Genomic DNA, 23,509 nt, shown 5'->3' with positions numbered 1-23,509 from the left:
TCAGGCTCCCATCAGCAAAATCAGTGCAGCGCAAACACAGGCGTACAAGGCGCCTTCGAACAGCGCCTCATGCCAGACAAAACGCAGGACGCCAAGCCGGCGCAAACCCCAGTCGAGCACCAGAAAAACCGGTATGGCCAGCAACAGGGCCTGGGCGATGGGAGGCAGATAAACGCCGCCAATCTCGAAATCAATGGGCAAGAACGGGCTCTCCTTCAGAACGGTCGGGCTGCAAATGCTCGCCATGTCGCTCCAGAAACGACACTACGATCAACAGGGCCACGCGCATGCGAAACACCGACCACAAGTGTTCATGGGTGGCGACATGCAAGGCGTCCAGTTCATCGCCAAGCGCATGCAGCGTAGTCAGCAACGGTGTCAGGCTCACGTCCGGTCGGCCGGCGACGAAACGACCGGTCTGACGCAATGCCGTCGACAGCTGCCGACCGAATGCGTCCGTGAGCAGAGTGTTGTTCTGTGCCTGTTGCCTCAGCTGATGCGTGGCCACGCCCAACGCCACGCAGGCGAGACTGATTTCATACAAACGCTGCATGTCCCGATCATTGGCGGCGGGCAACACGCCCAGCATCGAGGTCAGGCGATCGACCATGCGACTTTCGAAGGCGAATTGCTGTTCGTCGGTGGCCGGGCTTTTGGTCAGTTGATAAACCTGTTCTCGCGCTTCGTTGTAAAAGCGCCGGATGCGCAGGGCCGGACGGAACGGAAAAATCCAGGCATAGACGATCAAAGCCAGCATCGCCGCGCTCACGTAAGCCCCGGCAAACTCGAACCATTGAATGGCGGTATTTTGCCCGGTGCCGACGTTCTGCGGGCCGAGCATCAGAAAACTCGAGAGCCCCAGGCCCATGCCGATACCGGCGGTGGCCGGGCTGGACAGTCCGACCGCGATCGCATACAGCAAGGGCGCGAGCAACAAGGCCAACATTTCAAAATCACTGATCGCCGGGACCAGCATGAACTGGTAGAACGCCGACACCACCAGTGCCAGTCCCAACCCTCGGGCGTAACTCTGCGCGGCGATCAACGGGCGCGGAAACGTCGCCATCAACGAACACAGAATCCCCACCAGAATCATCCCGCCCCGCGCACCGTCCCAGGCGGTTTCGATCCAGATCAACCCGGCCACCAGCAGTGCGCTGAAGGCGCGGATGGCATTCATCGTCGCGAGGGTGAAATCCAGGTGCAAGGGGCTGGACTGGCCACGGAACATGCAGCTGGCTTCCCGCCCTTCCTGTATCGCGTCGCTCAGCTCGAGGATCTGTTCCAGTTGCTGCAACAGCCGCGCCTGTTCCCAGCGCAATGCCCAGGCCAGCGAGCGCAGGGTTGCACTCATGTCTTCCGTCATTTGTTCGGCCTTGTAGGCGAGCGCTTCGAACTGCTGTTGCAGCGCGACGAACTGATGACGCACCTCGGTTGGCAATGAACGTCCTTGCTGTGCGAGCTGATCGAGAAGTGCCAGTTCCTCGGCGCGCAATTGCTGGATATCCGGCGGCAGATCCCCCTCCCAGCGTTCGGTAAGCAATTCCCGCTGGTGACGCAAAGCGGTCAGGCGTGAGGTCAGCAGCATCAGTTGATTGCCCAGCAACAGCACCAGGTTGTTGGCACTGCGCAGGCGCGGAGCGTCGAAGTACAGGTGCCGGCGCAGACCTTCAAGGGCGCTGATCTCCCCCAGCAGTTGCATTTGCCGGCGTTGAAAGTCCGCTTCGCTTTCTTCGGTTCGAAGCACGGCGGCGGCATGAGTGGCGACCAGTCTGATCACCTGATCGACCTTCGCGAAATAGTTGCGCGACACCGCCTCGGGCCGCGCCGTCAACAGGCTGACCACGCAGACGCACGCCACCGCCAGCAAGGTTTCGGTGACCCGGGTCACCGCCAGCAGAAAAGTGCCGTCCTGATCCGGAATCGCCAGCAGCGCCACCACCACGGCGGTGTACCCGCTAAGCACGAACGCCTGGGAACTGGTGTAGCGCAGCAACGTGCCGCCGGCCGTGCACAGAGCCAGCCACAGCGCCAGGGTCGTGATGAACGGCAACGGCGCCTGGGGAAAGATCGCCATCAGCAGCACTGCCACCACCGCGCCAAGGGTTGTCCCGATGATTTGCCCGAAGCTGCGTGCCAGCGCCATCCCGGCCAGTGGCTGACTGATGATCACCACCGCCATGATCGACCACTTCGGCTGATCCAGATCGAACAGGAACGCCAGGTACAACGTCAGCAAACCTGCGGCAATGGTGCGCAAACCAAACAGCAGCACGGCCTGGCTGGGGTGGATTACCGCCTTGAAATAAATAAGCAGGGATTGCATGGGTAGCCTCTTCGAAACAACTTCTGCAAGCGTAGACACTGCATGGCGGGCATGACGGCGAACAGGGTCGACACAAGCTGTAGGTCGATTCAACGCCTTTAGTAGGCCATATCGGGCAGAGGGTTTGACTCAAGGCGCGAGCTGACAGAAGCTTGCGACCTCCGCTACAAAACGAAAGTTTCGGAAATTCGCATGTCTCAGTCTCGCCGCTATTTGCTCATCAGCCTCGGCCTTGTGCTGGTCCTCTTCGTGGCCTGGCTGTCATTGCGCAGTACCGCGCCCGTGGTTCCGGAAGCGATCAAGCATGGGTACAGCGAAGCGCTGGCCGCCGCTCGGGCTGGCCAACCGGGTGCCGCGCGGGTTTTGTACCAGCAGTTGGGGCGTCCGGATCTGTCGGTCAAGCGGCGCGTCTGGCTGCATGCCGAGCTGCCCAATTACCCGAGCCCGCAGGCTTTGAAGCTGGCGGATGCCGATCTGCAAAACGAATCGCCGGACGTGCGGCTGGCCGCAATCAAAAGCGTGACTGGTCTGGTACCGGGCGGGCAGCGCAGTCTGTTGCTGGGGCCGTTGCTTGACGATGACGATCAAACCGTACGCTTTGCTGCGATCAACGCCCTGCTCGGCTTGTCTCCGGATCAACTGGGCCTGTATTTCGCCCCGCTCCAGCAAGGCATCGACGTGTGGGAGCAGGCGCTCAAGGCTCAGCCGGAAAGTGCCGCCAACTACGTGCAACTGGCGCGCCTGTATCTGCACAACGCCGAACTGAAACAGGCACAGCAAGCGCTGGAGCAGACCTTGCGCCTGGATCCCGGCAACCTGCCGGCGCTGGTGATGCAGATCGAAGTGCTCGATCGTCAGGGCCAGAGCGACGCCGCACGACAGTTGCTCGCCCGACAATTGAAGGCCCAACCCGATTCGGCCTATCTGCAACACGCGCTGGGCCTCTGGCTGCTGCATCACGATCAACGCGAGTACGCCCTGCTCGGCCTGTCCAAAGCCGTGGAACTCGAGCCCGACAATAAGGACTACCGCTACGACCTTGCCACCACCCTGCACGGCGCCGAAGAACTGGAAGCGGCGCAAAAGCAGCTGCAGGAAATCGTCCAGCGTCATCCGGCTGATCGCAAGGCGCGGGTGCTGCTGATCAATTACTGGAAAGAAAGCGGTCAGTTGCAGAACGTGCAGATTCTGCTGGCTCAGCTCGAACAGATGAATCCCGACGATCCCTCCCTTCAGCAAGGTCTCTAGCGGCCTTCTCGACACACCCCGCAAGAAACTCGGAACCGCCGTCTCGGCAAAGGGTCAAGTAATCAGGCAGTGCCAAATGGCGTCCGGCGCCCGCTGCCTCGTTTCCCCTAGTCATGAGAGGGCACTTTTTGTCTACATCGAACGCGTTGATCAGTGCAAAAGCCGCCACCGGCATCGAAGGGCTGGACGATATCCTGGCCGGTGGCTTGTCTCGCAGTCACGTTTTCTTGCTGGAGGGCGAGCCTGGAACCGGTAAAACCACCGTCGCGTTGCATTTTTTGCTGGCCGGCGCCCGTGCCGGCGAACGTTCGTTGTACATCACGCTGTCCGAAACCGAGCGCGAATTGCGCCAGGGCGCGGCATCCCACGGTTGGGAACTGAACGAAAACATCGAGATTTTCGAGCTGACACCCCCGGAAAGTCTGCTCAACGCCGAGCATCAGCAAAGCCTGCTGTATTCCTCGGACCTTGAGCTGGGCGAGGCGACCAAACAGATTTTTGAAGTGGTCGAGCGCTTCAAACCCACCCGAGTCGTGCTCGACAGCCTCTCGGAAATCCGCCTGCTCGCACAAAGCTCTCTGCGCTACCGCCGGCAGATTCTGGCGATCAAGCATTACTTCGTGCGCTACGACGCCACGGTTTTGCTGCTGGATGACCTGACCACCGAATCCCTCGATAAAACCGTTCACAGTGTCGCTCACGGCGTGATTCGCCTCGAAGAACTGACCCCCAACTATGGCGCCGAACGCCGTCGCGTGCGGGTGATCAAGTACCGAGGCCAGAAATACCGGGGCGGCTTCCATGACTTCACCATCATGGGTGATGGCGTGCACGTCTTCCCGCGTCTGGTGGCGGCGGAGCACCGGGGCGATTACCCACGGCTGCAACTGACCAGCGGCATCAAGGAAATGGACGCCTTGCTCGGGGGCGGTATCGAGACCGGCTCCAGCACGCTGATTCTGGGCCCGGCGGGGACCGGCAAATCCTTGATCACCATGATTTTCGCGGCAGCGGCCGTGGCGCGCGGTGAAAAGGCTGCGCTGTTCATTTTCGACGAAGAACTGGGCCTGCTGTTCGAACGCATGAAGAACATCGGCATCGACCTCAAGGCCCTGCAAGCCACCGGCAATCTTCTGATCGAACAGGTCGACGCCGCCGAGCTGTCCCCCGGCGAGTTCTCTCACCGGGTGCGACGCTGCGTTGATGAAGGTGACATCAAGACCGTGGTGATCGACAGCATCAACGGCTATCAGGCCGCGATGCCGGAAGAAAACGCGCTGGTGCTGCACATGCACGAACTGTTGTTGTATCTGAACCGCAAGGGCGCCGCGACGTTCATGACCGTCGCCCAGCACGGGCTGGTCGGTGACATGCAGGCCCCGGTCGACATCACTTACCTCGCCGACACGGTGATTCTGCTGCGCTACTTCGAAGCCCTCGGCAAAGTACGTCGAGCGATTTCGATCATCAAGAAACGCACCGGCAGCCACGAATCGACCATTCGCGAATACCGCATTTCCTCGCAGGGCATGACCATCGGTGAACCGCTGGAAGCCTTCCAGGGCGTGCTGCGCGGCGTACCGACCTATCTCGGCGCGAGCAATCCGCTGCTCAAGGATGACAACTTGTGACCATCACCGTACCGCTGTCGGAACGGGCGCTGATCCTCGCGCCCCTGGGGCGCGACAGCCAGGTGGCGCTGATGATCCTCAACGAGGCCGGATACGGTGGCCTGATCACCCCCGATCTGGCCACGCTGTGCAGCGAACTTGAGCCCGGCGCCGGTCTGCTGCTGATCGCGGCCGAGGCCCTGAATGGACCGGAGCTCGAAGGCCTGCTGCAGTACCTGGAGCAACAACCGGCGTGGTCTGACTTGCCGATCGTGTTGCTCACCCATCACGGCGGATCCGAACAAGGCCCCTCCTCGCAGCTCAGCAAATTGTTGGGCAATGTGACATTTCTTGAACGTCCTTTCCATCCAGTGACGTTGGTCAGCCTGATCTCCACCGCCCTGCGCGGGCGACGACGACAGTACGAAGCTCGCGACCGCCTGATCGATCTGAGCAATAGCGAACGGCGCCTGCAATCGACGCTGGAAACCCTCGAGCAACAAGTCGAGGAACGCACCGCGCAATTGCGGCACAACGAGGAAGCCCTGCGCCAGTCGCAAAAGATGGAAGCGGTCGGCCAGCTCACCGGCGGGATCGCCCACGACTTCAACAACATGCTGACCGGGATCATCGGCAGCCTCGAATTGCTGCGCCGACGACTGGCCCGTGGCCGCACCGACGACCTCGACAGCCTGATCGATCTCGGCGTGACCTCCGCCAACCGCGCCGCCGGCCTGACCCATCGTTTGCTGGCGTTTTCCCGTCGTCAGTCGCTGGACTCCAAAGCCGTGCAGATGAACGACCTGGTGCAGTCGATGGGTGAACTGCTGCAACGCAGCCTCAACGAAAGCATTCAGCTGGACATGCGTCTGCACGAACAATTGTGGGTGGCCGAGGCCGACCCCAATCAACTGGAAAGCGCCCTGCTCAACCTGGTAATCAACGCGCGCGACGCGATGCCCGACGGCGGCAATCTGGTGGTCGAGACAGGTAATCAGGTACTGGATCGCGACTACACCGCAACCTACAGCAATCTTGAGCCCGGTGATTACGTCGTATTGAGCGTGACAGACAATGGCTGCGGCATGCCGGAAAGTGTCATCAATCGTGCGTTCGATCCGTTTTTCACCACCAAGCCGATCGGCCAGGGCACGGGGCTGGGTCTATCGATGATCTACGGCTTCAGCAAGCAATCCGGTGGTCATGTGTCGATCGACAGCAAAATCGATCAGGGCACCACGGTCAAACTCTATCTGCCGCGCTTCCAGGGCGAATCACTGCCTCACGCACCCGCTGACGCGGAGCAGGCGCCGAACGCCGTGGAAGGCGAAACCGTCTTGATCGTCGAAGATGACCCGGCCGTGCGTGTGCTGGTCAGCGCGGTATTGAGTGAATTGGGTTACGGCTTTGTCGAAGCCGGCGATGCTGACGGTGCCATGCCGATTCTGGATTCGGAGCAACGTATCGATCTGCTGATCAGCGACGTCGGCCTGCCCGGCATGAACGGACGGCAACTGGCGGAAATCGGCCGGCAATACCGGCCAGACTTGAAGGTGCTGTTCATCACCGGTTATGCCGAGCACGCGGCGGTGCGCGGCGGGTTCCTCGACCCGGGCATGCAGATGATCACCAAGCCGTTCACCTTCGATCTGCTGACAGCGAAGGTGCGGGAAATGATCAAGAGCTGAGGCGGTTAACGCCTCAGGCCAGCAGTTCCTGAATCTTCTCCTGCAACACATCCAGATCGAACGGTTTTTCCAGGATCGGCGCCCGGCGGGTGATGGGACTGCCGGTCTCGCGGATTTCCTGCGGATAGCCGCTGATGAAGATCACCTTCAGATCAGGGCGCAACTTGACGGCGGGTTCGGCGATCTGCACGCCGGAGATCCCGCCAGGCAGGCGGAAATCAGTAATCAACATGTCCAGATGCGGCTTGCTCGCCAGAATCTCGAACGCCTGCTCGCCGTTCTCGGCCTGCAATACGCGATAGCCCTGGCCTGACAAATAATCGGTCAGGACCATCAGGATTACCGGTTCGTCCTCGACGACGAGTACTACATCTTGTGCATCTACGCTCATGGGAAGCCTTTGTTCGGTCAATAGCTGCTGATACGATCGTGTGGTCACTCAGAGGTTGCGTTTGTTTTGCCGTTTTCCTGGAGCGGCAGACAAACGCGAAACAGGGCGCCCTCGTTGATCTTGCTTTCGACGACGATGGAGCCGCCATGGGCGGCGACGATCTGCTCGGAAATGAACAGACCCAGTCCGAGGCCGGCCACCACCGTCTTGGCGGAGACCCGTTCGAACTGTTGAAAAATGCGCTTCTGGTTCTCTTCGCTGATGCCGATGCCCTGATCCTGAACTTCGACCCGGGCCTCATTGCCTGCGCGATAGACCCGTACCTGGATCGGACTTTTACCGCCGTAACGCAAGGCGTTGGTCAGCAGGTTCGACACCACTTGCTCGATACGGAATTCGTCCCACTGCCCTTCCACCGGATCGGTCGCGGTAAAGCTGACCTCGGTCTCGGCGGCTTCGATCTGCTGAGCGAAATTCTGCAGCAGAGTGCCCACCAACTGCGCGAGGTCAAAGTGACTCGGTCGGATCGACAACTTGCCGGTGCGGATCCGCGACACGTCGAGCATGTCCTCGATCAGGCGGATCAGGCTTTTGATCTGGCGCTCGTCGCGATCGACCATGGCGTGCATCTTGTCGAGGGTGAACGCGGCGGCGTTGTCCCGGGCCAGGTGCATCTTGCGCAGTTGGGTTTCGAGGATAAGGCCGTTGAGCGGCGTGCGCACTTCGTGGGCGACGATCGACATGAAATCGTCACGCATGCGCACCGCCTGCTCCAGCTCGCCCTGGGTGCTTTGCAGTTGCTGCAACAGCGCTTCCTGTTCTCGGCGGCTCTGCTCGAGAGCTTCCACCTGTTGCTTCATCGCCTTGCTCTGGCGGTACAGGTCGACGAAGACGTTGACCTTGCTCTTCACCGCATGGATATCCAGCGGTTTGTGCAGGAAGTCCACCGCGCCGCTTTCATAGCCCTTGAACGCGTAATTGAGTTCACGGCCGGCGGCGCTGACGAAGATGATCGGGATGTTCTTGGTTTTCTCGGTGCCGCGCATCAGCTCGGCCAGTTCGAAGCCGTTCATGCCGGGCATCTGCACGTCGAGGATGGCCATGGCGAATTCGTGTTGCAGCAGCAACGACAGCGCTTCGTCCGCCGACAGCGCTTTGTAGACGGTGCGGTCTTCGCGTTTGATCAGCGCTTCGAGGGCCAGCAGGTTCTCGGGCAGATCGTCGACGATCAGCAGTTTTGCCTGGATATTACTCAGCATGCGATTCGTTCCAGCTCGACAAGCAGACGGCCGATGCCGTGGATGGGAAGTATGTAATCCGGTTGATGTGTCTTCAGCGCCGCTCGAGGCATGGTCGCGACCTGCGCCTCGTCCGGGTCCTGCACGATGGTCAGCCCACCCTGACGTTTGACTTGCGCCAGGCCCCGCGCACCATCGTGGTTGGCGCCGGTCAGCAACACAGCGGCCAACGCCGGCCCGTAGACATCGGCGGCAGATTCGAACAGAAAATCGATTGAAGGCCGCGAATGATGCAGACGGTCTTCAAGGCTCAGCGACAGGCTGAGGTCCTGCTCCACCGACAAGTGATAACCCGGCGTCGCGAAGTACACGGTGCCGGGCGTGATGTCCTGTTTGTCGATGGCTTCTGCCACCGGCAGCGCCAGTCGCCGGGCGAACACATCAGCGAGCTGGCTGCGGCGCTCTTCCGGCAGATGCAGCACGATGATGATCGGCAGCCCGAACCCGGCGCGCAGTGAACCGAGCATGGTCAGCAAAGCCTCGACGCCACCGGCGGAAGCTCCGACCACAATCGCCTCGACCCGAGGCAAATCCGCTGCACTGTTCATGATTTTCGGTAGATCCGTTCTTGTTTCACCAGCGGTTCGAACTGGTTGGAATAGCCGGAAAAATCCAGAGTTTCCTTGCTGCCCAGTACCAGAAATCCACGGTGGCACAACGACTCATGGAACAACCCGAACGCTCGATCCTGAAGTTTTTTGTTGAAGTAAATCAACACGTTACGACACGAAATTAATTGAGTTTCGGAGAATACACTATCGGTCGCCAGGCTGTGATCGGCGAAGGTCACGTTCTCACACAGGCTCTTGTCGAAAATCGCGTAGCCATAGGCAGCAGTGTAGTAGTCGGCAAACGAGCGCTGCCCCCCGGCCTGCTGATAGTTGGCGGTGTAGGCGCGCACGTTCTCCATCGAAAAGATCCCCTGCTTGGCCTTGTCCAGCGAGCGCGGGTTGATGTCGGTGGCGTAGATGATCGTGCGGTCGAGCAGGCCTTCTTCGCGCAGCAGGATCGCCATCGAGTAGACCTCCTCGCCGGTGCTGCAACCGGCGATCCAGATCTTGATCGACGGATAGGTCTTGAGCAGCGGCACCACTTCCTGACGGATCGCCAGGAAGTGCGACGGATCGCGGAACATCTCGCTGACCGGGATCGTCAGCAATTGCAGCAACTGCATGAACGCCGTCGGGTCGTGCAGGACTTTCTCCTGCAAGGCCGAGATGGTCGCGCATTCGAACTGGCTCAGCGCATGTTGCACCCGGCGCTTGATCGAGGCGCCGGAGTAATCGCGAAAGTCATAGCTGTACTTGAGATAAATCGCCTCGATCAGCAGCCGCAGTTCGATTTCACTGTTTCGTTCAACGTGATTACTACGTTCCACTAAATGCGTTCCATCTTCGGTAACCACACGCGAATCAGCGAGAACAGGCGATCCAGGTCGATGGGCTTGGCCAGGTAATCATTGGCGCCCGCCTGCAGGCAGCGCTCCTGATCGTCCTTCATGGCCTTGGCCGTCACCGCGATGATCGGCAGCTTGCGCCAGCGCGGATCCTTGCGGATTTCCATGGTGGCTTCAAAACCATCCATCTCCGGCATCATCACGTCCATCAGCACCAGATCGATATCCTCGACTTCATTCAGTTTTTCAATCGCTTCACGGCCATTTCGGCCGATCACCACGACTGCACCCTTGGTTTCCAGCGCGCTGGTCAGGGCGAAGATGTTGCGCACATCGTCGTCCACCAGCAGCACTTTGCGACCCTCGAAGACCTTGTCGCGGCTGCGGGCGGTCTTGAGCATCTTCTGCCGTTCATGGGACAACTGCGATTCGACTTTGTGCAGAAAGAGTGTGACCTCGTCCAGCAGGCGTTCCGGCGAGCGCGCGCCCTTGATGATGATCGAGCGCGAATACTTGCGCAGGTCGGCCTCTTCGTCGCGGGTCAGGTTGCGTCCGGTGTAGACGATCACCGGCGGGAACGAGCAGATGTCCTCGGTGGACATGCGCTTGAGCAAATCGTTGCCGAGCATGTCCGGCAGCTTCAGGTCGATGACCATGCAGTCGAAGATCGTCGTGCGCAGCAGCTCCAGCGCGTCCTGTGCCAGGCCGACAGCGGTGATTTCGATGTCTTCGTCGCCGATCAGCCGGGCGATGCTTTCCCGTTGCAGATCGTCGTCCTCGACCAGCAGCACGCGTTTGACCTTCTGGGTCAGCTTGGCTTCAAGACGGGCGAACACGTCCTTGAGCTCTTCGCGGGTGGTCGGTTTGACCGCGTAACCGATGGCGCCCATGTGCATCGCCGCTTCGACGCGGTCCTCCACGGAAATCACGTGGACCGGGATGTGCCGGGTTTCGGCGTGTTCTTTCAGGCGTTGCAGAACGGTCAGGCCCGAGTGGTCCGGCAGGCGCATGTCCAGCAGGATCGCGTCCGGCACGAACTCTTTCGCCAGGTCATAACCTTCATCGGCGCCGTGGGCGACCAGGCACTGATAACCCAGTTCATGGGCCAGGTCGTAAAGGATGTGAGCGAAATTCGGCTCGTCTTCCACCACCAGGATGCAGCGGGTAGTGAACGGTGCCTTGTTGCGGTCATCGTTGAAGCGCGGGATGTCGACGGGCGCCAGAGGCGAAACCGCCGCCACGGGCGCGATGACCGGTGTAGAGGCCGGCGGGGTGAAGGTCAACGGCATTATCGGCGCGTCACCCGGCTCGCTGTATTGCTGCGGCAGCACCAGAGTGAAGGCACTGCCCTGCCCCGGCGCGCTGCTGACGCTGATCGAACCGCCCAACAGCGTCGCCAGATCCCGGGAAATCGACAGGCCCAATCCGGTGCCGCCGTATTTGCGGTTGGTGGTGCCGTCGGCCTGGCGGAAGGCTTCGAAAATGCTTTCCTGCTGGTCCTGCGCAATCCCGATCCCCGAGTCGCGCACGATGAAGGCGATGCGATCGTCCGGCTGGCCGGCGATGGTCAGGCTGACCGTGCCGTGCTCGGTGAATTTCACCGCGTTGGACAGCAGGTTCTTGATCACCTGCTCCAGACGCTGACGGTCGGTGAACAGAGTAATCGGCGCATCAGGCTGCAATTCGACGTTGAAGGTCAGCTTCTTGTCCGCCGCCAACGGTTCGAACACGCTGCGCAAGCCATCGGCCAGACGCGCGACGCTGGTGTTTTCCGGCATCACTTCGAGTTTGCCGGCTTCCACCTTGGAAATGTCGAGAATGTCGTTGATCAGGTTGAGCAGATCGTTGCCGGCGGAATAAATCGACTCGGCAAACTTGACCTGCTCGGCGCTGAGGTTTTCCTGCGGGTTTTCCGCCAGCAACTTGGCCAGGATCAGCGAACTGTTCAGCGGTGTGCGCAGCTCGTGAGACATGTTGGCCAGGAACTCGGATTTGTACTTGCTCGAGCGTTGCAGTTCTTCGGCGCGCTCTTCGAGCTGCACCTGGGCCTGATTGAGCTCGGTATTCTTCTGATCCATGGCGTCACGCTGCTCGGCCAGGGTCTGGGCCTGTTCGGCCAGTTGCTCGTTGGTCTGTTCCAGCTCGACTTGCTGGGTTTCCAGATGCGCCTGGGATTCCTTGAGAATCCGCGACTGTTCTTCCAGTTCTTCGTTGGCGGTTTTCAGCTCTTCCTGCTGCACCTGCAACTCTTCGTTGAGTTGCTGGGTTTCGGCCAGCACTTCCTGCAAGCGCTGGCGGTAACGCGCCGCTTCAATGGAGGTGCCGATATTGCCGGCAATCAGTTCCAGCAATGCCACATCACGGTCGGTGAGCGGCCGCAGGAAACCCAGTTCAATCACGCCGTTGACCCGATCGTCATCACTGGTCGGCACCACCAGCACGCTGTGTGGCAGACCTTCGCCCAGACCGGAACTGACCTTGAAATAATCGGCCGGCACCGAATCGAGTCGAATCAGCCGGGCTTGCTGGGCGACCTGGCCGACAATGCCTTCGTCGCTGTAGATCGACTGATCCCGCTGTTCCTGCTCGCGGGAGAAACCGTAGGTCGCCACGCGCTTGAGGCCGCCATGTTCTTCGCGCACATAGAGCGCGGCCACGGCGGTGCCAAGGTATTGGGCACAGAATTGCAGAATGTTGCGCCCCAGCAGGTTGAGCGTCAGTTGTCCCAGGACCTGCTCGGCAAGCTGGGTCTGGCCGTTGCGCAGCCACGCTTGCTGTTCCAGACGATGGGCGCTGGCCTCTTGCGCCGCCAGAGTAGCGCCATAGCTTTGGGACAGGTTGAGCAGATCGCGCCGACCGACATAGGCCAGCAGACCGCTGATGCCGGCCACGAACAGCAGGTAAAGGCTGATGCTCCAGATGGTGGTGCGACGCACGTCTTCATTGCGCGCCGCACGCAGCAGCTGTTCGGTTTCTATCACATCGTCAAACTGCTTGCGCACTTCATCGGTCAGGCGCTTGCCCTTCCCCGCCTTGACCGCGGCCTTGTAGTCACCGCTGGTGCGTTGCAGGTCGATCATCGATTGCGCGTAAGTTGCCCACTCGGTCTGCAGCGCCTGAAGACGGCGCAGGCGATCGGTCTGCACCGGATTGTCGGCGGTCAATTCAAGCAAGGTGCTCAGCGCCACGGCAATGCGCGGCTTGGCCGTCTCGTACGGGTCGAGGAAATGCTCGTCGCCGCTGAGCAGAAACCCGCGCATGCCGGTTTCCAGGTCCACGGTGAGTTTCACCGCTTCGTTGGCGTTATTGATCACCCGGTCGGTGTGTTCCACCCACTGAATCACGGACAACAGATAAGTGATCAGCGAAACAAAGAACACGGCACTGATGACGCCGACGCCCAACGGCAAACTGACGTTGCGGCTCAGGAGTTTGCGAAACCGTTGCTCATCAACCGAAGACGGAGAGGACATGGGGCAGCCTTGTCGAACTGTTGAAAACCAGGGAGTTTGCCCCAAAACGGCAGCATGGATCCATTTTTCTCACAGTGTTAGCACTGTTTTCCCACATTTGCCTGCACCGAATCGCAGGCCAACGGTTATCCTTGCCCACCCGTTTGCGCCTATTCTTTTTTGTATCCATCCGGGAACTTGTGGCTATGCGCCACTTACTCATGCAAGAGCCCGGCATTTTTGATCGACCGGCGCCCCGTTCCCCCATTCTTGAGAGCCGCCACTATGTCCAGCACCGCGTCCACCATCCTTGTAGTAGAAGACGACGCCATCGTGCGCATGCTGATCGTCGATGTACTGGAGGAGTTGGAGTTCAAGGTGCTTGAGGCGGATGGCAGCGAACAGGCGCTGGAAATCCTCAAGGATGTGAATCAGCACATCGATCTGATGATGACCGACGTCGGTCTGCCGATCATGGATGGCCGTCAACTGGCCACCGAGGCCCGCATTATTCGACCGTCACTGCCGATTCTGTTTGCCAGCGGTTATGCCGAGACGATTGAAGTTCCCGCGGACATGCATGTGATCGGCAAACCGTTTTCGATCGATCAACTGCGCGACAAGGTGAAAAGCGTTCTGGGTCAACACTGACGCAAGCGGCTTTTCAGCGCGGATTCAACCTCAGGATATGTTCTAATCCGCGCGTTTTTTCTTCTTCTCTCCCGTTCTTCAGGAATTACCTTTTCATGAGTCAGCCCGCAACCAAAGTCCTCGTCATTGGTTACGTCTGGCCGGAACCCCGTTCCTCCGCCGCGAGCGGGCATGTGATGCAGATTCTCGAGACCTTCCTGCAACAGGGCTGGAACGTTACTTTTGCCAGCCCCGCAGGCGTTGGCGAACATCCGGCCGATCTTGCCGAATTGGGCATTCGCACTGTTCCGATCGAATTGAACAACAGCAGCTTCGATGTCTTCGTCAGCGAGCTGGCGCCGGATATCGTGCTGTTCGACCAGTTCATGATCGAAGAACAATTCGGCTGGCGCGTGGAAAAACACTGCCCCAATGCTCTGCGCGTACTGGAAACATCGGACTTGCAGAGTTTGCGGCACGCTCGTCATCAACGCTTGAAGGATCGACTGAAGGCCAGCGATGACGCGAACGACTTCAATGAGTTGTTTGCGCCTGCGCTGCGCGAAGAATTCGAGCTGATGGCTGACACCGACCTGGCCAAACGCGAGATTGCCGCGCTCTACCGCTGCGATCTGAACCTGATGATCTCGCCGGTGGAAATCGAGTTGCTGGTGCAGCAATTCAAGTTGCCACCTGAACTGCTGCACTGGTGCCCGTTGATGGTCGATCCACCCAGCCTGCCGTCGAAGTCGTTCGAGGAGCGTGCGCACTTCCTCAGTATCGGCAATTTTCGCCACGCACCGAACTGGGACGCGGTTTTATGGATCAAATCAGCCGTCTGGCCGCTGATCCGCGAGCAACTCCCGAAAGCACAATTGCACATCTACGGCGCCTACACGCCGCCCAAAGCCGCAGCTCTGCACAACGCCGCGCAGGGTTTTCACATCATGAACTGGGCCGAAGATGCGTTGCAGGTCATGTCCGATGCGCGTATTTGCCTGGCACCCTTGCGTTTCGGCGCCGGCATCAAAGGCAAACTGATCGATGCCATGCTCTGCGGAACGCCGAGTGTCACTACGCCGATCGGCGCTGAAGGCATGCGCACCGACCAACCCTGGCCGGGCGCAATTTGTCGTACGGCGCAGGATCTGGCCAATGCCGCCGTTGAGCTCTATCGCGACGAGGTCCGTTGGCAAGCGGCTCAGTCTCAGGGACAAGCACTGCTCAACGACGTTTACCCGCAAGCCATACATGGACCGGCATTGATCAACAAGTTGCAGGAATGTCGCAAAAACATTGTTCAGCTAAGACGCCAAAACTTTACCGGCAGCATGTTGCGTCACCACTCACACAAAAGTACCCAATACATGGCGCAGTGGATTGAGGCAAAGAACCAGAACAAGTAAGCCATCTGGACATTTCCGAAAACAATAGCCAACAACTTGAATTGATCCACACATAGCCAACCAGAACATCAAACACTATAAACATCCTGCAAGTGCCGCCCTGCTCACCTGACAGAGCGGCATCTTTTAAAACTTATGCAGGATGCACTCATGAGCACTAACAACTGGATGGGCTCGACACCCGCCATTGACTCACTGTCGATATCTGAACTGACGCTGCCAGGCACTCATAACGCCGGCAGCGACTGGCGCGCTTCCTATCCGCTTTTCGGCCCTCCACGCCACTGGCTCGCATGCCAGCATGATTCCTTTCATGCGCAGTTGAATCATGGTTCCAGGGTGCTCGATATTCGACTGACCCATGATCAAAAGGGAGAAGGCCCGAAAAAGTTTGTCATTCATCATAACGGTCATCGAAACTCTCGCACTCTGGAAAATCTGATAACCGACGTGAACAAGTTCCTGGACAGTAATCCGGATGAATTCATTATCCTGGACTTTCACAGCATTGATGGGAGCGACTTCGATTACGACTACTTCAATAAAATGATGATCCACTTTCTGGGCCACCGACTGGTTCCCCGCCAAAACTTGTCATTGAGCCTTCGTGAACTAAAGCGCGCGAGCACGCAACAACGTGTGTTCGCTGCAGCCAGGTCACATTGGCAACTTGATCACAATCTGTTCCACGATCTGATCAGCCATCGATGGTCCGGCAACGGCATTACCAGCCCTGATGAGTTGAGGCAATTTATTGGCAGCGTCCTGCAAAACCCGCCAGGTACCTGGAAGCCCTGGTCGTTATCCGCCACCAGTTACACCGCCCTTGGCGGTCCCGTCGACATTCACGGCGAACTGAACGAATGGTTCGACCTGGATAAAAGTGACTGGGCGTTGAAGTGCAACATTATCAATGTCGACTTCATGGAAGAGTCGGACCTTGTGGAGTTCTGCCGGATTGCCAGCTTGATGAAGGCCCGACAACGCACGCTTTAAGCCGCAATGGAAACTGGCGCACCCCGCGCACAAAGAGGCATGATCGTCGGGCGATAACAAAAAAGCAGCCGATCATGACTCGAACCGCCCGCGTGACCGACCCCTCTTATGAATTGATGGATGACCACAACGGGTTGTCCATCATCTATCGCCAGCACGGTTTCCCCTGCCCGCTGGTGCGCTGGCATTTCCATAAGGAATACGAACTGCATTTGATCGTGGCCAGCTCGGGCAAGGTGTTCATCGGCGACTACATCGGCAACTTCTACCCGCAGACGCTGTTCCTGACCGGCCCCAATCTGCCGCACAACTGGATCAGCCAGGTGGCCGAGGACGAAGTGGTCGAGAAGCGCGACATGCTGGTCAACTTCACCGATGAGCTGTTCGAAAGCGGCCATCAGGTGTTCGCCGAACTCAAGACTCTCGCGCCGCTGCTTGAGCGCGCACAGTACGGAATCGAATTCCGCTCACCACAGACAATTCGTCAGGCCATGACCCTGATGCAACGCATCGCCGATTCAAACGGCATCACCCGTCTCGGGCACTTTTTCATCCTGATGGAATTGCTGGCGGCCTGCGACGATTACCAGTTGCTGTCCGGTGCGACCACCCCGCAACTGGCCGACGAACACAACATCGACCGCACCAACCGTGCGGTGGACTACATCTTTGCCCACTACGCCCGCGAACTGCCACTGGAGGAAGTCGCCGAGCACCTGGGCATGAAACCCACCTATTTCAGCCGCGTGTTCAAGCAGGCCACCGGGCGCAACTTCATCGAGTTCGTCAATCGCCTGCGCATCAGCAAATCCTGCGAGCTGCTGGCGGACGGTGACAAACCGGTGACCGAGGTGTGTTTCGAATCGGGCTTCAACAATATTTCCAATTTCAATCGACGCTTTCAGCAGCTCAAAGGCATGACGCCCTCGCATTATCGTCGGCTGGTGGTGCAGCGCCTGACCGAGCAAAACCACGGCTGACGCAGGAAAACCTGTACGGATTCATGGCTGCTGCCCTTCTGAAACGCCCTTCCCTGCGTTTATCGCCTCAATCCCGAGTGCAAAAAAGTATCGATTCAAGTGCTAGGGATGATTTGTCAGCCCTGCGTCAGAAGGCTGTAATCAGTGCACATTCTTCCCCCGCCGGAAGAACACAAAAACAATAACTGTCCTTCTGCCCCCACCGGGTGCAGAAAAGGAGTGCACGATGCAACCCACTGCAAAAGCTCTGCTGGCCCTCACCTGCATGACCCTCAGCAGCGTCAGCCTTGGCGCCCAGACCCTGACCATCGCCACCGTCAACAACAGCGACATGATCCGCATGCAAAAGCTCTCGAAAACCTTCGAGACCGAGCATCCGGACATCAAGCTCAATTGGGTGGTGCTCGAAGAAAACGTCCTGCGTCAGCGCCTGACCACCGACATCGCCACCCAGGGCGGTCAATTCGATGTGTTGACCATCGGCATGTACGAAGCCGCACTCTGGGGTGCAAAAGGCTGGCTCGAACCGATGAAGGACCTGCCGGCCAGCTACGCCCTCGACGATGTATTCCCGTCGGTGCGTGAAGGCCTGTCGGTCAAGGGTTCGCTGTACGCCCTGCCGTTCTACGCTGAAAGCTCGATTACCTATTACCGCACCGACCTGTTCAAGGATGCCGGCCTGACCATGCCGGAGCGTCCGACCTGGGAGCAGATCGCCGGCTTCGCTGAAAAACTCACCCACAAAGACAAGGAACAGTACGGCATCTGCCTGCGCGGCAAGGCCGGCTGGGGCGAGAACATCGCGCTGATCACCACCGTGGCCAACGCCTATGGCGCACGCTGGTTCGATGAGCAGTGGAAACCCGAATTCAATGGCCCGGAATGGAAGAACGCGCTGAATTTCTACGTCGACACCATGAAGAAATCCGGCCCGCCCGGCGCCTCCAGCAACGGCTTCAACGAAAACCTCGCCCTGTTCAACAGCGGCAAATGCGCAATGTGGGTCGATGCCAGCGTTGCCGGCTCGTTCGTCACCGACAAGACTCAAAGCAAGGTCGCCGATCACGTCGGCTTCACCTACGCGCCGCATCAGGTCACCGATAAAGGTTCGGCGTGGCTGTACTCGTGGGCGCTGGCGATTCCGACCAGCTCCAAGGCCAAGGACGCCGCCAAAGAGTTCAGCGCGTGGGCCACTTCCAAAGAGTACGGAGAACTGGTCGCCAAGACCGACGGCATCGCCAACGTTCCGCCAGGCACCCGCGCCTCGACCTACAGCGACGCGTACATGAGCGCCGCGCCGTTTGCCAAGGTCACGCTGGAATCGCTGAAAGCGGCTGATCCGAGCAAACCGACCCTCAAACCTGTGCCGTACATCGGCATCCAACTGGTGACCATTCCTGAATTCCAGGGCGTGGGCACCCAGGTCGGCAAGCTGTTCTCGGCGGCGTTGATCGGCCAGACCACGGTCGACCAGGCCTTGACCGCCGCCCAGCAAACCACCGAACGCGAGATGAAGCGCGCGGGTTATCCGAAGTAACTCGCAAAGCTCGCTCCTGCCTCCTGTGGGAGCGGGCTTGCTCGCGAAAGCGGTGTATCAGTGAAACATTTGTTGTCTGACACGACGCCTTCGCGAGCAAGTCGAATCGTCGCACCGTCGCTCCCACATGGGATCTCCATAGGTCTGTATGACTCGGTTGTAAACGCCATGAATACTTCAACTGCCAAAGCCCACATCGACCTGTCGCAGCCCCGGCGCAAAAGCCGCGTGGCCAATCCCGGCTGGTTTCTGGTCAGCCCTTCGGTGGCCCTGTTGCTGCTGTGGATGATCGTGCCGCTGGGCATGACCGTCTATTTCTCGATGATTCGCTACAACCTGCTCGACCCGGGAACCAACGAATTCGTCGGGCTGGAAAACTTCACCTATTTTCTGACTGACTCGGGCTTCATGCCCGGCGCTACCAACACCTTGTTGCTGGTGGGCAGCGTGCTGCTGATCAGCGTGGTGTTCGGCGTGTTGATCAGCGCGTTGCTTGAAGCCAGTGAGTTCTTCGGTCGCGGCATCGTGCGGGTGATGCTGATTTCGCCGTTCTTCATCATGCCCACGGTCGGTGCGCTGATCTGGAAGAACCTGATTTTCCACCCGGTGTCCGGGATCCTGGCTTACATCTGGAAGCTGTTCGGCGCGCAGCCGGTGGACTGGCTCGCTCACTACCCGCTGCTGTCGATCATCATCATTGTCTCGTGGCAATGGCTGCCCTTCGCGATCCTGATCCTGATGACCGCCATGCAGTCCCTCGACCAGGAACAGAAAGAAGCCGCCCGCCTCGACGGCGCCGGCCCGATCGCGATCTTCTGGCACCTGACCCTGCCGCACCTGGCGCGCCCGATTGCCGTAGTGGTGATGATCGAAACCATCTTCCTGCTGTCGGTGTTCGCCGAAATCTTCACCACCACCAACGGCGGCCCCGGCTACGCGTCGACCAACCTCGCCTACCTGATCTACAACCAGGCGCTGGTGCAGTTCGACGTCGGCATGGCCTCGGCCGGCGGCCTGATTGCCGTGGTCATCGCCAACATCGCCGCGATCATTCTGGTGCGGATGATCGGCAAAAACCTGACTGACAAAGCCTGAGGCCTGCCATGACTCTTCAACAATCCCGCCGGCTGCAAAGCCTGCTGCTCGGCACGCTGGCCTGGGCCATCGCGATCATCATTTTCTTCCCGATCTTCTGGATGGTGCTGACCAGCTTCAAGACCGAAATCGACGCCTTCGCCACGCCGCCGCAGTTCATCTTCACGCCGACGCTGGAGAACTATCTGCACATCAACGAGCGCAGCGACTACTTCAGTTTCGCCTGGAACTCGGTGGTGATTTCCTTCAGCGCCACCGCCCTGTGCTTGCTGATCGCGGTGCCGGCGGCCTACTCGATGGCGTTCTACGAAACCCAGCGCACCAAAGGCACGCTTCTGTGGATGCTCTCCACCAAGATGCTGCCACCGGTGGGCGTGCTGATGCCGATCTACCTGCTGGCCAAGAGTTTCGGCCTGCTTGATACGCGCATTGCGCTGATCGTGATCTACACGCTGATCAACCTGCCGATCGTGGTCTGGATGGTTTACACCTACTTCAAGGACATCCCCAAGGACATCCTCGAAGCCGCCCGCCTCGACGGCGCCACCCTGGCCCAGGAAATGCTCCGCGTGCTGCTGCCGATCGCCAAGGGCGGCCTCGCCTCGACCGTGCTGCTGTCGCTGATCCTGTGCTGGAACGAGGCGTTCTGGTCGCTGAACCTGACCTCGTCCAAAGCCGCGCCACTGACCGCACTGATCGCCTCCTACTCAAGCCCCGAAGGCTTGTTCTGGGCCAAGTTGTCGGCCGTCTCGACCCTGGCCTGCGCGCCGATCCTGATCTTTGGCTGGATCAGCCAGAAACAACTGGTGCGCGGCCTGTCGTTCGGCGCCGTCAAATAAGAATTCGCAAAAGGAGCGCCACCATGGCCAACCTGAAAATCAAGAATCTGCAAAAAGGCTTCGAAGGTTTTTCCATCATCAAGGGCATCGACCTTGAGGTGAACGACAAGGAATTCGTGGTATTCGTCGGCCCGTCGGGCTGCGGCAAATCCACCCTGCTGCGACTGATCGCCGGCCTTGAAGAAGTCAGCGGCGGCACCATCGAACTGGACGGTCGCGACATCACCGAAGTCAGCCCGGCCAAGCGCGACCTGGCAATGGTGTTCCAGACCTACGCGCTGTACCCGCACATGACCGTGAAGAAAAACATGTCGTTCGCCCTCGACCTGGCCGGCGTACCGAAGGCTGAAGTCGAGAAGAAAGTCGGCGAAGCGGCGCGCATCCTCGAATTGGGTCCGATGCTCGAACGCAAGCCGAAACAACTGTCCGGCGGCCAGCGTCAGCGCGTGGCCATCGGCCGGGCGATCGTGCGCAACCCGAAAATCTTTCTGTTCGACGAACCGCTGTCCAACCTCGACGCCGCCCTACGGGTGCAGATGCGCCTGGAACTGCTGCGCCTGCACAAAGATTTGAAAGCCACGATGATCTACGTGACCCACGATCAGGTCGAGGCCATGACCATGGCCGACAAGGTCGTGGTGCTCAATGGCGGCAAGATCGAGCAGGTCGGCTCGCCGCTGGAGCTGTATCACAACCCCACCAACCTGTTCGTCGCCGGTTTTCTCGGCACGCCGAAGATGGGCTTCCTCAAAGGCCAGATCGCCCGGATCGATGGCGCGAGCTGCGAAGTCTCGCTGGACGCTGGCACCCGCATCACCCTGCCGTTCAACGCGTCGAACCTGAGCGTCGGCAGCGCCGTGACCTTGGGCATTCGTCCGGAACATCTGGAACTGGCGCAAGCGGGCGACTGCACCCTGCAAGTCACCGCCGATGTCAGCGAGCGGCTGGGCAGCGACACCTTCTGCCACGTCACGACCAACGCCGGCGAAGCCCTGACCATGCGCGTGCGCGGTGATCTGGCGAGCCGTTACGGCGAACAACTGAACCTGCACCTGGACGCTGCCCACTGCCATCTGTTCGATGCCGACGGCGTGGCGCTGACCCGCCCGCTGCGCGCGGCCGCCTGATTTCGAGACTGACCCGATGAAACTGAACAAGCAAAACCTCAACCGCCTGGCCACCGAAGTCAAACTGCCGGCCTACAGCCTCAGCGACACCCGCCAGGGCATCGCCCACATTGGCGTCGGCGGTTTCCATCGCGCGCATCAGGCGTATTACACCGATGCACTGATGAACACCGGCGAGGCGCTGGACTGGGCCATTTGCGGCGTCGGCCTGCGCGCCGAAGACCGCCGCGCCCGCGACGACCTCAAGGAGCAAGACTACCTGTTCACCCTGTTCGAACTCGGCGACAGCGACGACACCGAAGTTCGCGTCATCGGTGCGATCCGCGACATGCTGCTGGCCGAGGACAGCGCTCAGGTGCTGATCGAAAAACTCGCCGACCCGCAGATCCGCATTGTCTCGCTGACCATCACCGAGGGCGGTTATTGCATTGACGACAGCAACGGCGAGTTCATGGCGCACCTGCCGCAGATTCAGCACGACCTGACGTACCCGCAACAGCCGAAAACCGTGTTCGGTTTCCTCTGTGCGGCGCTGGCCAAGCGACGTGCGGCGGGCACTCCGGCGTTCACGGTGATGTCCTGCGATAACCTGCCGCACAACGGCGCCGTCACTCGCAAAGCTCTGCTGGCCTTTACCGCGCTGCTGGATCCGGACCTGCGCGACTGGATCGACGCCAACGTCAGCTTCCCCAACGCCATGGTCGACCGCATCACGCCGATGACCAGCACCGCGCATCGCCTGCAACTGGCGGACAAACACGCCGTCGACGACGCTTGGCCGGTGGTCTGCGAGCCGTTCGTGCAATGGGTACTGGAAGACAAGTTCGTCAACGGCCGCCCGGCCTGGGAAAAGGTCGGCGTGCAGTTCACCGACGACGTTTCACCTTACGAAGAGATGAAGATCAAACTGCTCAACGGCAGCCATCTGGCGCTGACTTATCTGGGCTTTTTGAAGGGTTACCGCTTCGTTCACGAGACCATGAACGACCCGTTGTTCGTGCGCTACATGCGCGCCTACATGGACCTGGACGTAACCCCGCAACTGGCGCCGGTGCCGGGGATCGACCTGACCGAATACAAGGACACGCTGGTGGCGCGGTTTTCCAATCAGGCGATTGCCGATCAGCTTGAGCGGGTTTGCTCGGATGGGTCGTCGAAGTTTCCCAAGTTCACTATTCCGACGATCAATCGGTTGATTGCCGATGGGCGCGAGACCAAGCGTGCAGCGCTGGTGGTGGCGGCCTGGGCGCTTTACTTGAAGGGTGTGGACGAGAATGGCGACACTTATTCGATTCCGGATCCTCGGGCGGCGTTTTGTCAGGCGTTGGTGGCGGAGGATGCTTTGATCACTGAGCGGTTGCTGGGGGTCGAGGAGATTTTCGGCACGGCGATACCGCGTTCGCCAGAATTTGTCGCAGCGTTCGAATGGTGCCTGAACAGCTTGCGCGAAGAAGGCGTGACGCGGACGCTGGAAAGCATTCTGTCCTGAC

At 59.6% G+C, this 23,509-nt stretch carries 19 protein-coding genes; 12 read left to right on the top strand and 7 right to left on the bottom strand.

What is annotated here, in order from left to right:
• Nucleotides 1-201, bottom strand: a complete 201-nt coding sequence (locus KJY40_RS15065) for a DUF1656 domain-containing protein (protein WP_207982663.1) — start codon at nt 199-201, stop codon at nt 1-3.
• Nucleotides 191-2,326 carry an FUSC family protein gene (locus KJY40_RS15060; RefSeq protein WP_230730877.1) on the bottom strand — a complete coding sequence of 712 codons (2,136 nt, stop codon included), beginning with the start codon at nt 2,324-2,326 and terminating at the stop codon, nt 191-193. The genes KJY40_RS15065 and KJY40_RS15060 overlap by 11 nt, the downstream gene beginning before the upstream one ends.
• Before the next feature lie 192 nt (nt 2,327-2,518).
• Between KJY40_RS15060 and KJY40_RS15055 the strand changes: the two genes are divergently transcribed.
• The 3 genes from KJY40_RS15055 (at nt 2,519) to KJY40_RS15045 (ending at nt 6,872) form a co-directional block, all read left to right on the top strand.
• Nucleotides 2,519-3,574, top strand: coding sequence for a tetratricopeptide repeat protein (locus KJY40_RS15055; protein WP_230730876.1), 1,056 nt, complete (start codon nt 2,519-2,521; stop codon nt 3,572-3,574).
• Nucleotides 3,575-3,702: 128 nt separating this feature from the next.
• Nucleotides 3,703-5,205, top strand: a complete 1,503-nt coding sequence (locus KJY40_RS15050; RefSeq protein WP_230730875.1) for an ATPase domain-containing protein — start codon at nt 3,703-3,705, stop codon at nt 5,203-5,205.
• Nucleotides 5,202-6,872, top strand: a complete 1,671-nt coding sequence (locus tag KJY40_RS15045; RefSeq protein WP_230730873.1) for an ATP-binding protein — start codon at nt 5,202-5,204, stop codon at nt 6,870-6,872. The genes KJY40_RS15050 and KJY40_RS15045 overlap by 4 nt, the downstream gene beginning before the upstream one ends.
• Before the next feature lie 13 nt (nt 6,873-6,885).
• On the opposite strand, the gene KJY40_RS15040 is transcribed toward KJY40_RS15045, so the two are convergent.
• From KJY40_RS15040 to KJY40_RS15020, 5 genes are read right to left on the bottom strand one after another with little or no spacing between them, the layout of a single operon-like run.
• Complete coding sequence (locus tag KJY40_RS15040; protein WP_007954537.1) at nt 6,886-7,263, bottom strand: response regulator; 378 nt, start codon at nt 7,261-7,263, stop codon at nt 6,886-6,888.
• Between the two features lie 44 nt (nt 7,264-7,307).
• A complete protein-coding gene (locus tag KJY40_RS15035; RefSeq protein ID WP_230730871.1) occupies nt 7,308-8,522 on the bottom strand; it encodes a hybrid sensor histidine kinase/response regulator in 1,215 nt (404 codons plus the stop codon).
• Entirely contained in the window at nt 8,516-9,109 is a 594-nt protein-coding gene (locus KJY40_RS15030; RefSeq protein ID WP_230730870.1) for a chemotaxis protein CheB, read from the bottom strand. Before KJY40_RS15030 ends, KJY40_RS15035 begins: the two co-directional genes overlap by 7 nt.
• A complete protein-coding gene (locus KJY40_RS15025) occupies nt 9,106-9,939 on the bottom strand; it encodes a CheR family methyltransferase (protein ID WP_007954533.1) in 834 nt (277 codons plus the stop codon). The genes KJY40_RS15030 and KJY40_RS15025 overlap by 4 nt, the downstream gene beginning before the upstream one ends.
• A complete protein-coding gene (locus tag KJY40_RS15020; protein WP_230730869.1) occupies nt 9,939-13,430 on the bottom strand; it encodes a response regulator in 3,492 nt (1,163 codons plus the stop codon). Before KJY40_RS15020 ends, KJY40_RS15025 begins: the two co-directional genes overlap by 1 nt.
• Nucleotides 13,431-13,694: 264 nt before the next feature.
• Here KJY40_RS15020 and KJY40_RS15015 point away from each other — a divergent pair, with 264 nt between their 5' ends.
• From KJY40_RS15015 to KJY40_RS14975, 9 genes are all read left to right on the top strand, one after another.
• Nucleotides 13,695-14,060, top strand: coding sequence for a response regulator (locus tag KJY40_RS15015; RefSeq protein ID WP_230730866.1), 366 nt, complete (start codon nt 13,695-13,697; stop codon nt 14,058-14,060).
• 95 nt (nt 14,061-14,155) lie between these two features.
• Nucleotides 14,156-15,445, top strand: a complete 1,290-nt coding sequence (locus KJY40_RS15010; protein WP_230730858.1) for a glycosyltransferase — start codon at nt 14,156-14,158, stop codon at nt 15,443-15,445.
• A 150-nt stretch (nt 15,446-15,595) separates the two neighbouring features.
• Nucleotides 15,596-16,441, top strand: coding sequence for a phosphatidylinositol-specific phospholipase C domain-containing protein (locus KJY40_RS15005; RefSeq protein ID WP_230730857.1), 846 nt, complete (start codon nt 15,596-15,598; stop codon nt 16,439-16,441).
• 74 nt (nt 16,442-16,515) lie between these two features.
• The gene (locus KJY40_RS15000) at nt 16,516-17,421 is read left to right on the top strand and encodes an AraC family transcriptional regulator (RefSeq protein ID WP_085610235.1); all 906 of its coding nucleotides are present in this window, start codon (nt 16,516-16,518) and stop codon (nt 17,419-17,421) included.
• A 226-nt stretch (nt 17,422-17,647) separates the two neighbouring features.
• Nucleotides 17,648-18,958 (top strand): ABC transporter substrate-binding protein, encoded by a 1,311-nt coding sequence (locus KJY40_RS14995; protein WP_230730856.1) that lies wholly within the window; start codon nt 17,648-17,650, stop codon nt 18,956-18,958.
• Nucleotides 18,959-19,126: 168 nt separating this feature from the next.
• Nucleotides 19,127-20,053, top strand: coding sequence for a carbohydrate ABC transporter permease (locus KJY40_RS14990; RefSeq protein ID WP_039768250.1), 927 nt, complete (start codon nt 19,127-19,129; stop codon nt 20,051-20,053).
• Between the two features lie 8 nt (nt 20,054-20,061).
• Nucleotides 20,062-20,892: a carbohydrate ABC transporter permease gene (locus tag KJY40_RS14985; protein ID WP_007957423.1), complete on the top strand. Its 831-nt coding sequence runs from the start codon at nt 20,062-20,064 to the stop codon at nt 20,890-20,892.
• Nucleotides 20,893-20,915: 23 nt separating this feature from the next.
• Nucleotides 20,916-22,019: an ABC transporter ATP-binding protein gene (locus tag KJY40_RS14980; RefSeq protein WP_230730855.1), complete on the top strand. Its 1,104-nt coding sequence runs from the start codon at nt 20,916-20,918 to the stop codon at nt 22,017-22,019.
• Between the two features lie 16 nt (nt 22,020-22,035).
• Nucleotides 22,036-23,508, top strand: a complete 1,473-nt coding sequence (locus tag KJY40_RS14975; RefSeq protein WP_230730854.1) for a mannitol dehydrogenase family protein — start codon at nt 22,036-22,038, stop codon at nt 23,506-23,508.
• Nucleotide 23,509: the final 1 nt, after the last annotated feature.

Source organism: Pseudomonas fitomaticsae (assembly GCF_021018765.1).
Classification (GTDB): Bacteria; Pseudomonadota; Gammaproteobacteria; order Pseudomonadales; family Pseudomonadaceae; genus Aquipseudomonas; species Aquipseudomonas fitomaticsae.
Note: the sequence above shows the minus strand (reverse complement) of the source record. Positions and strands in the feature narration are given on the sequence as shown.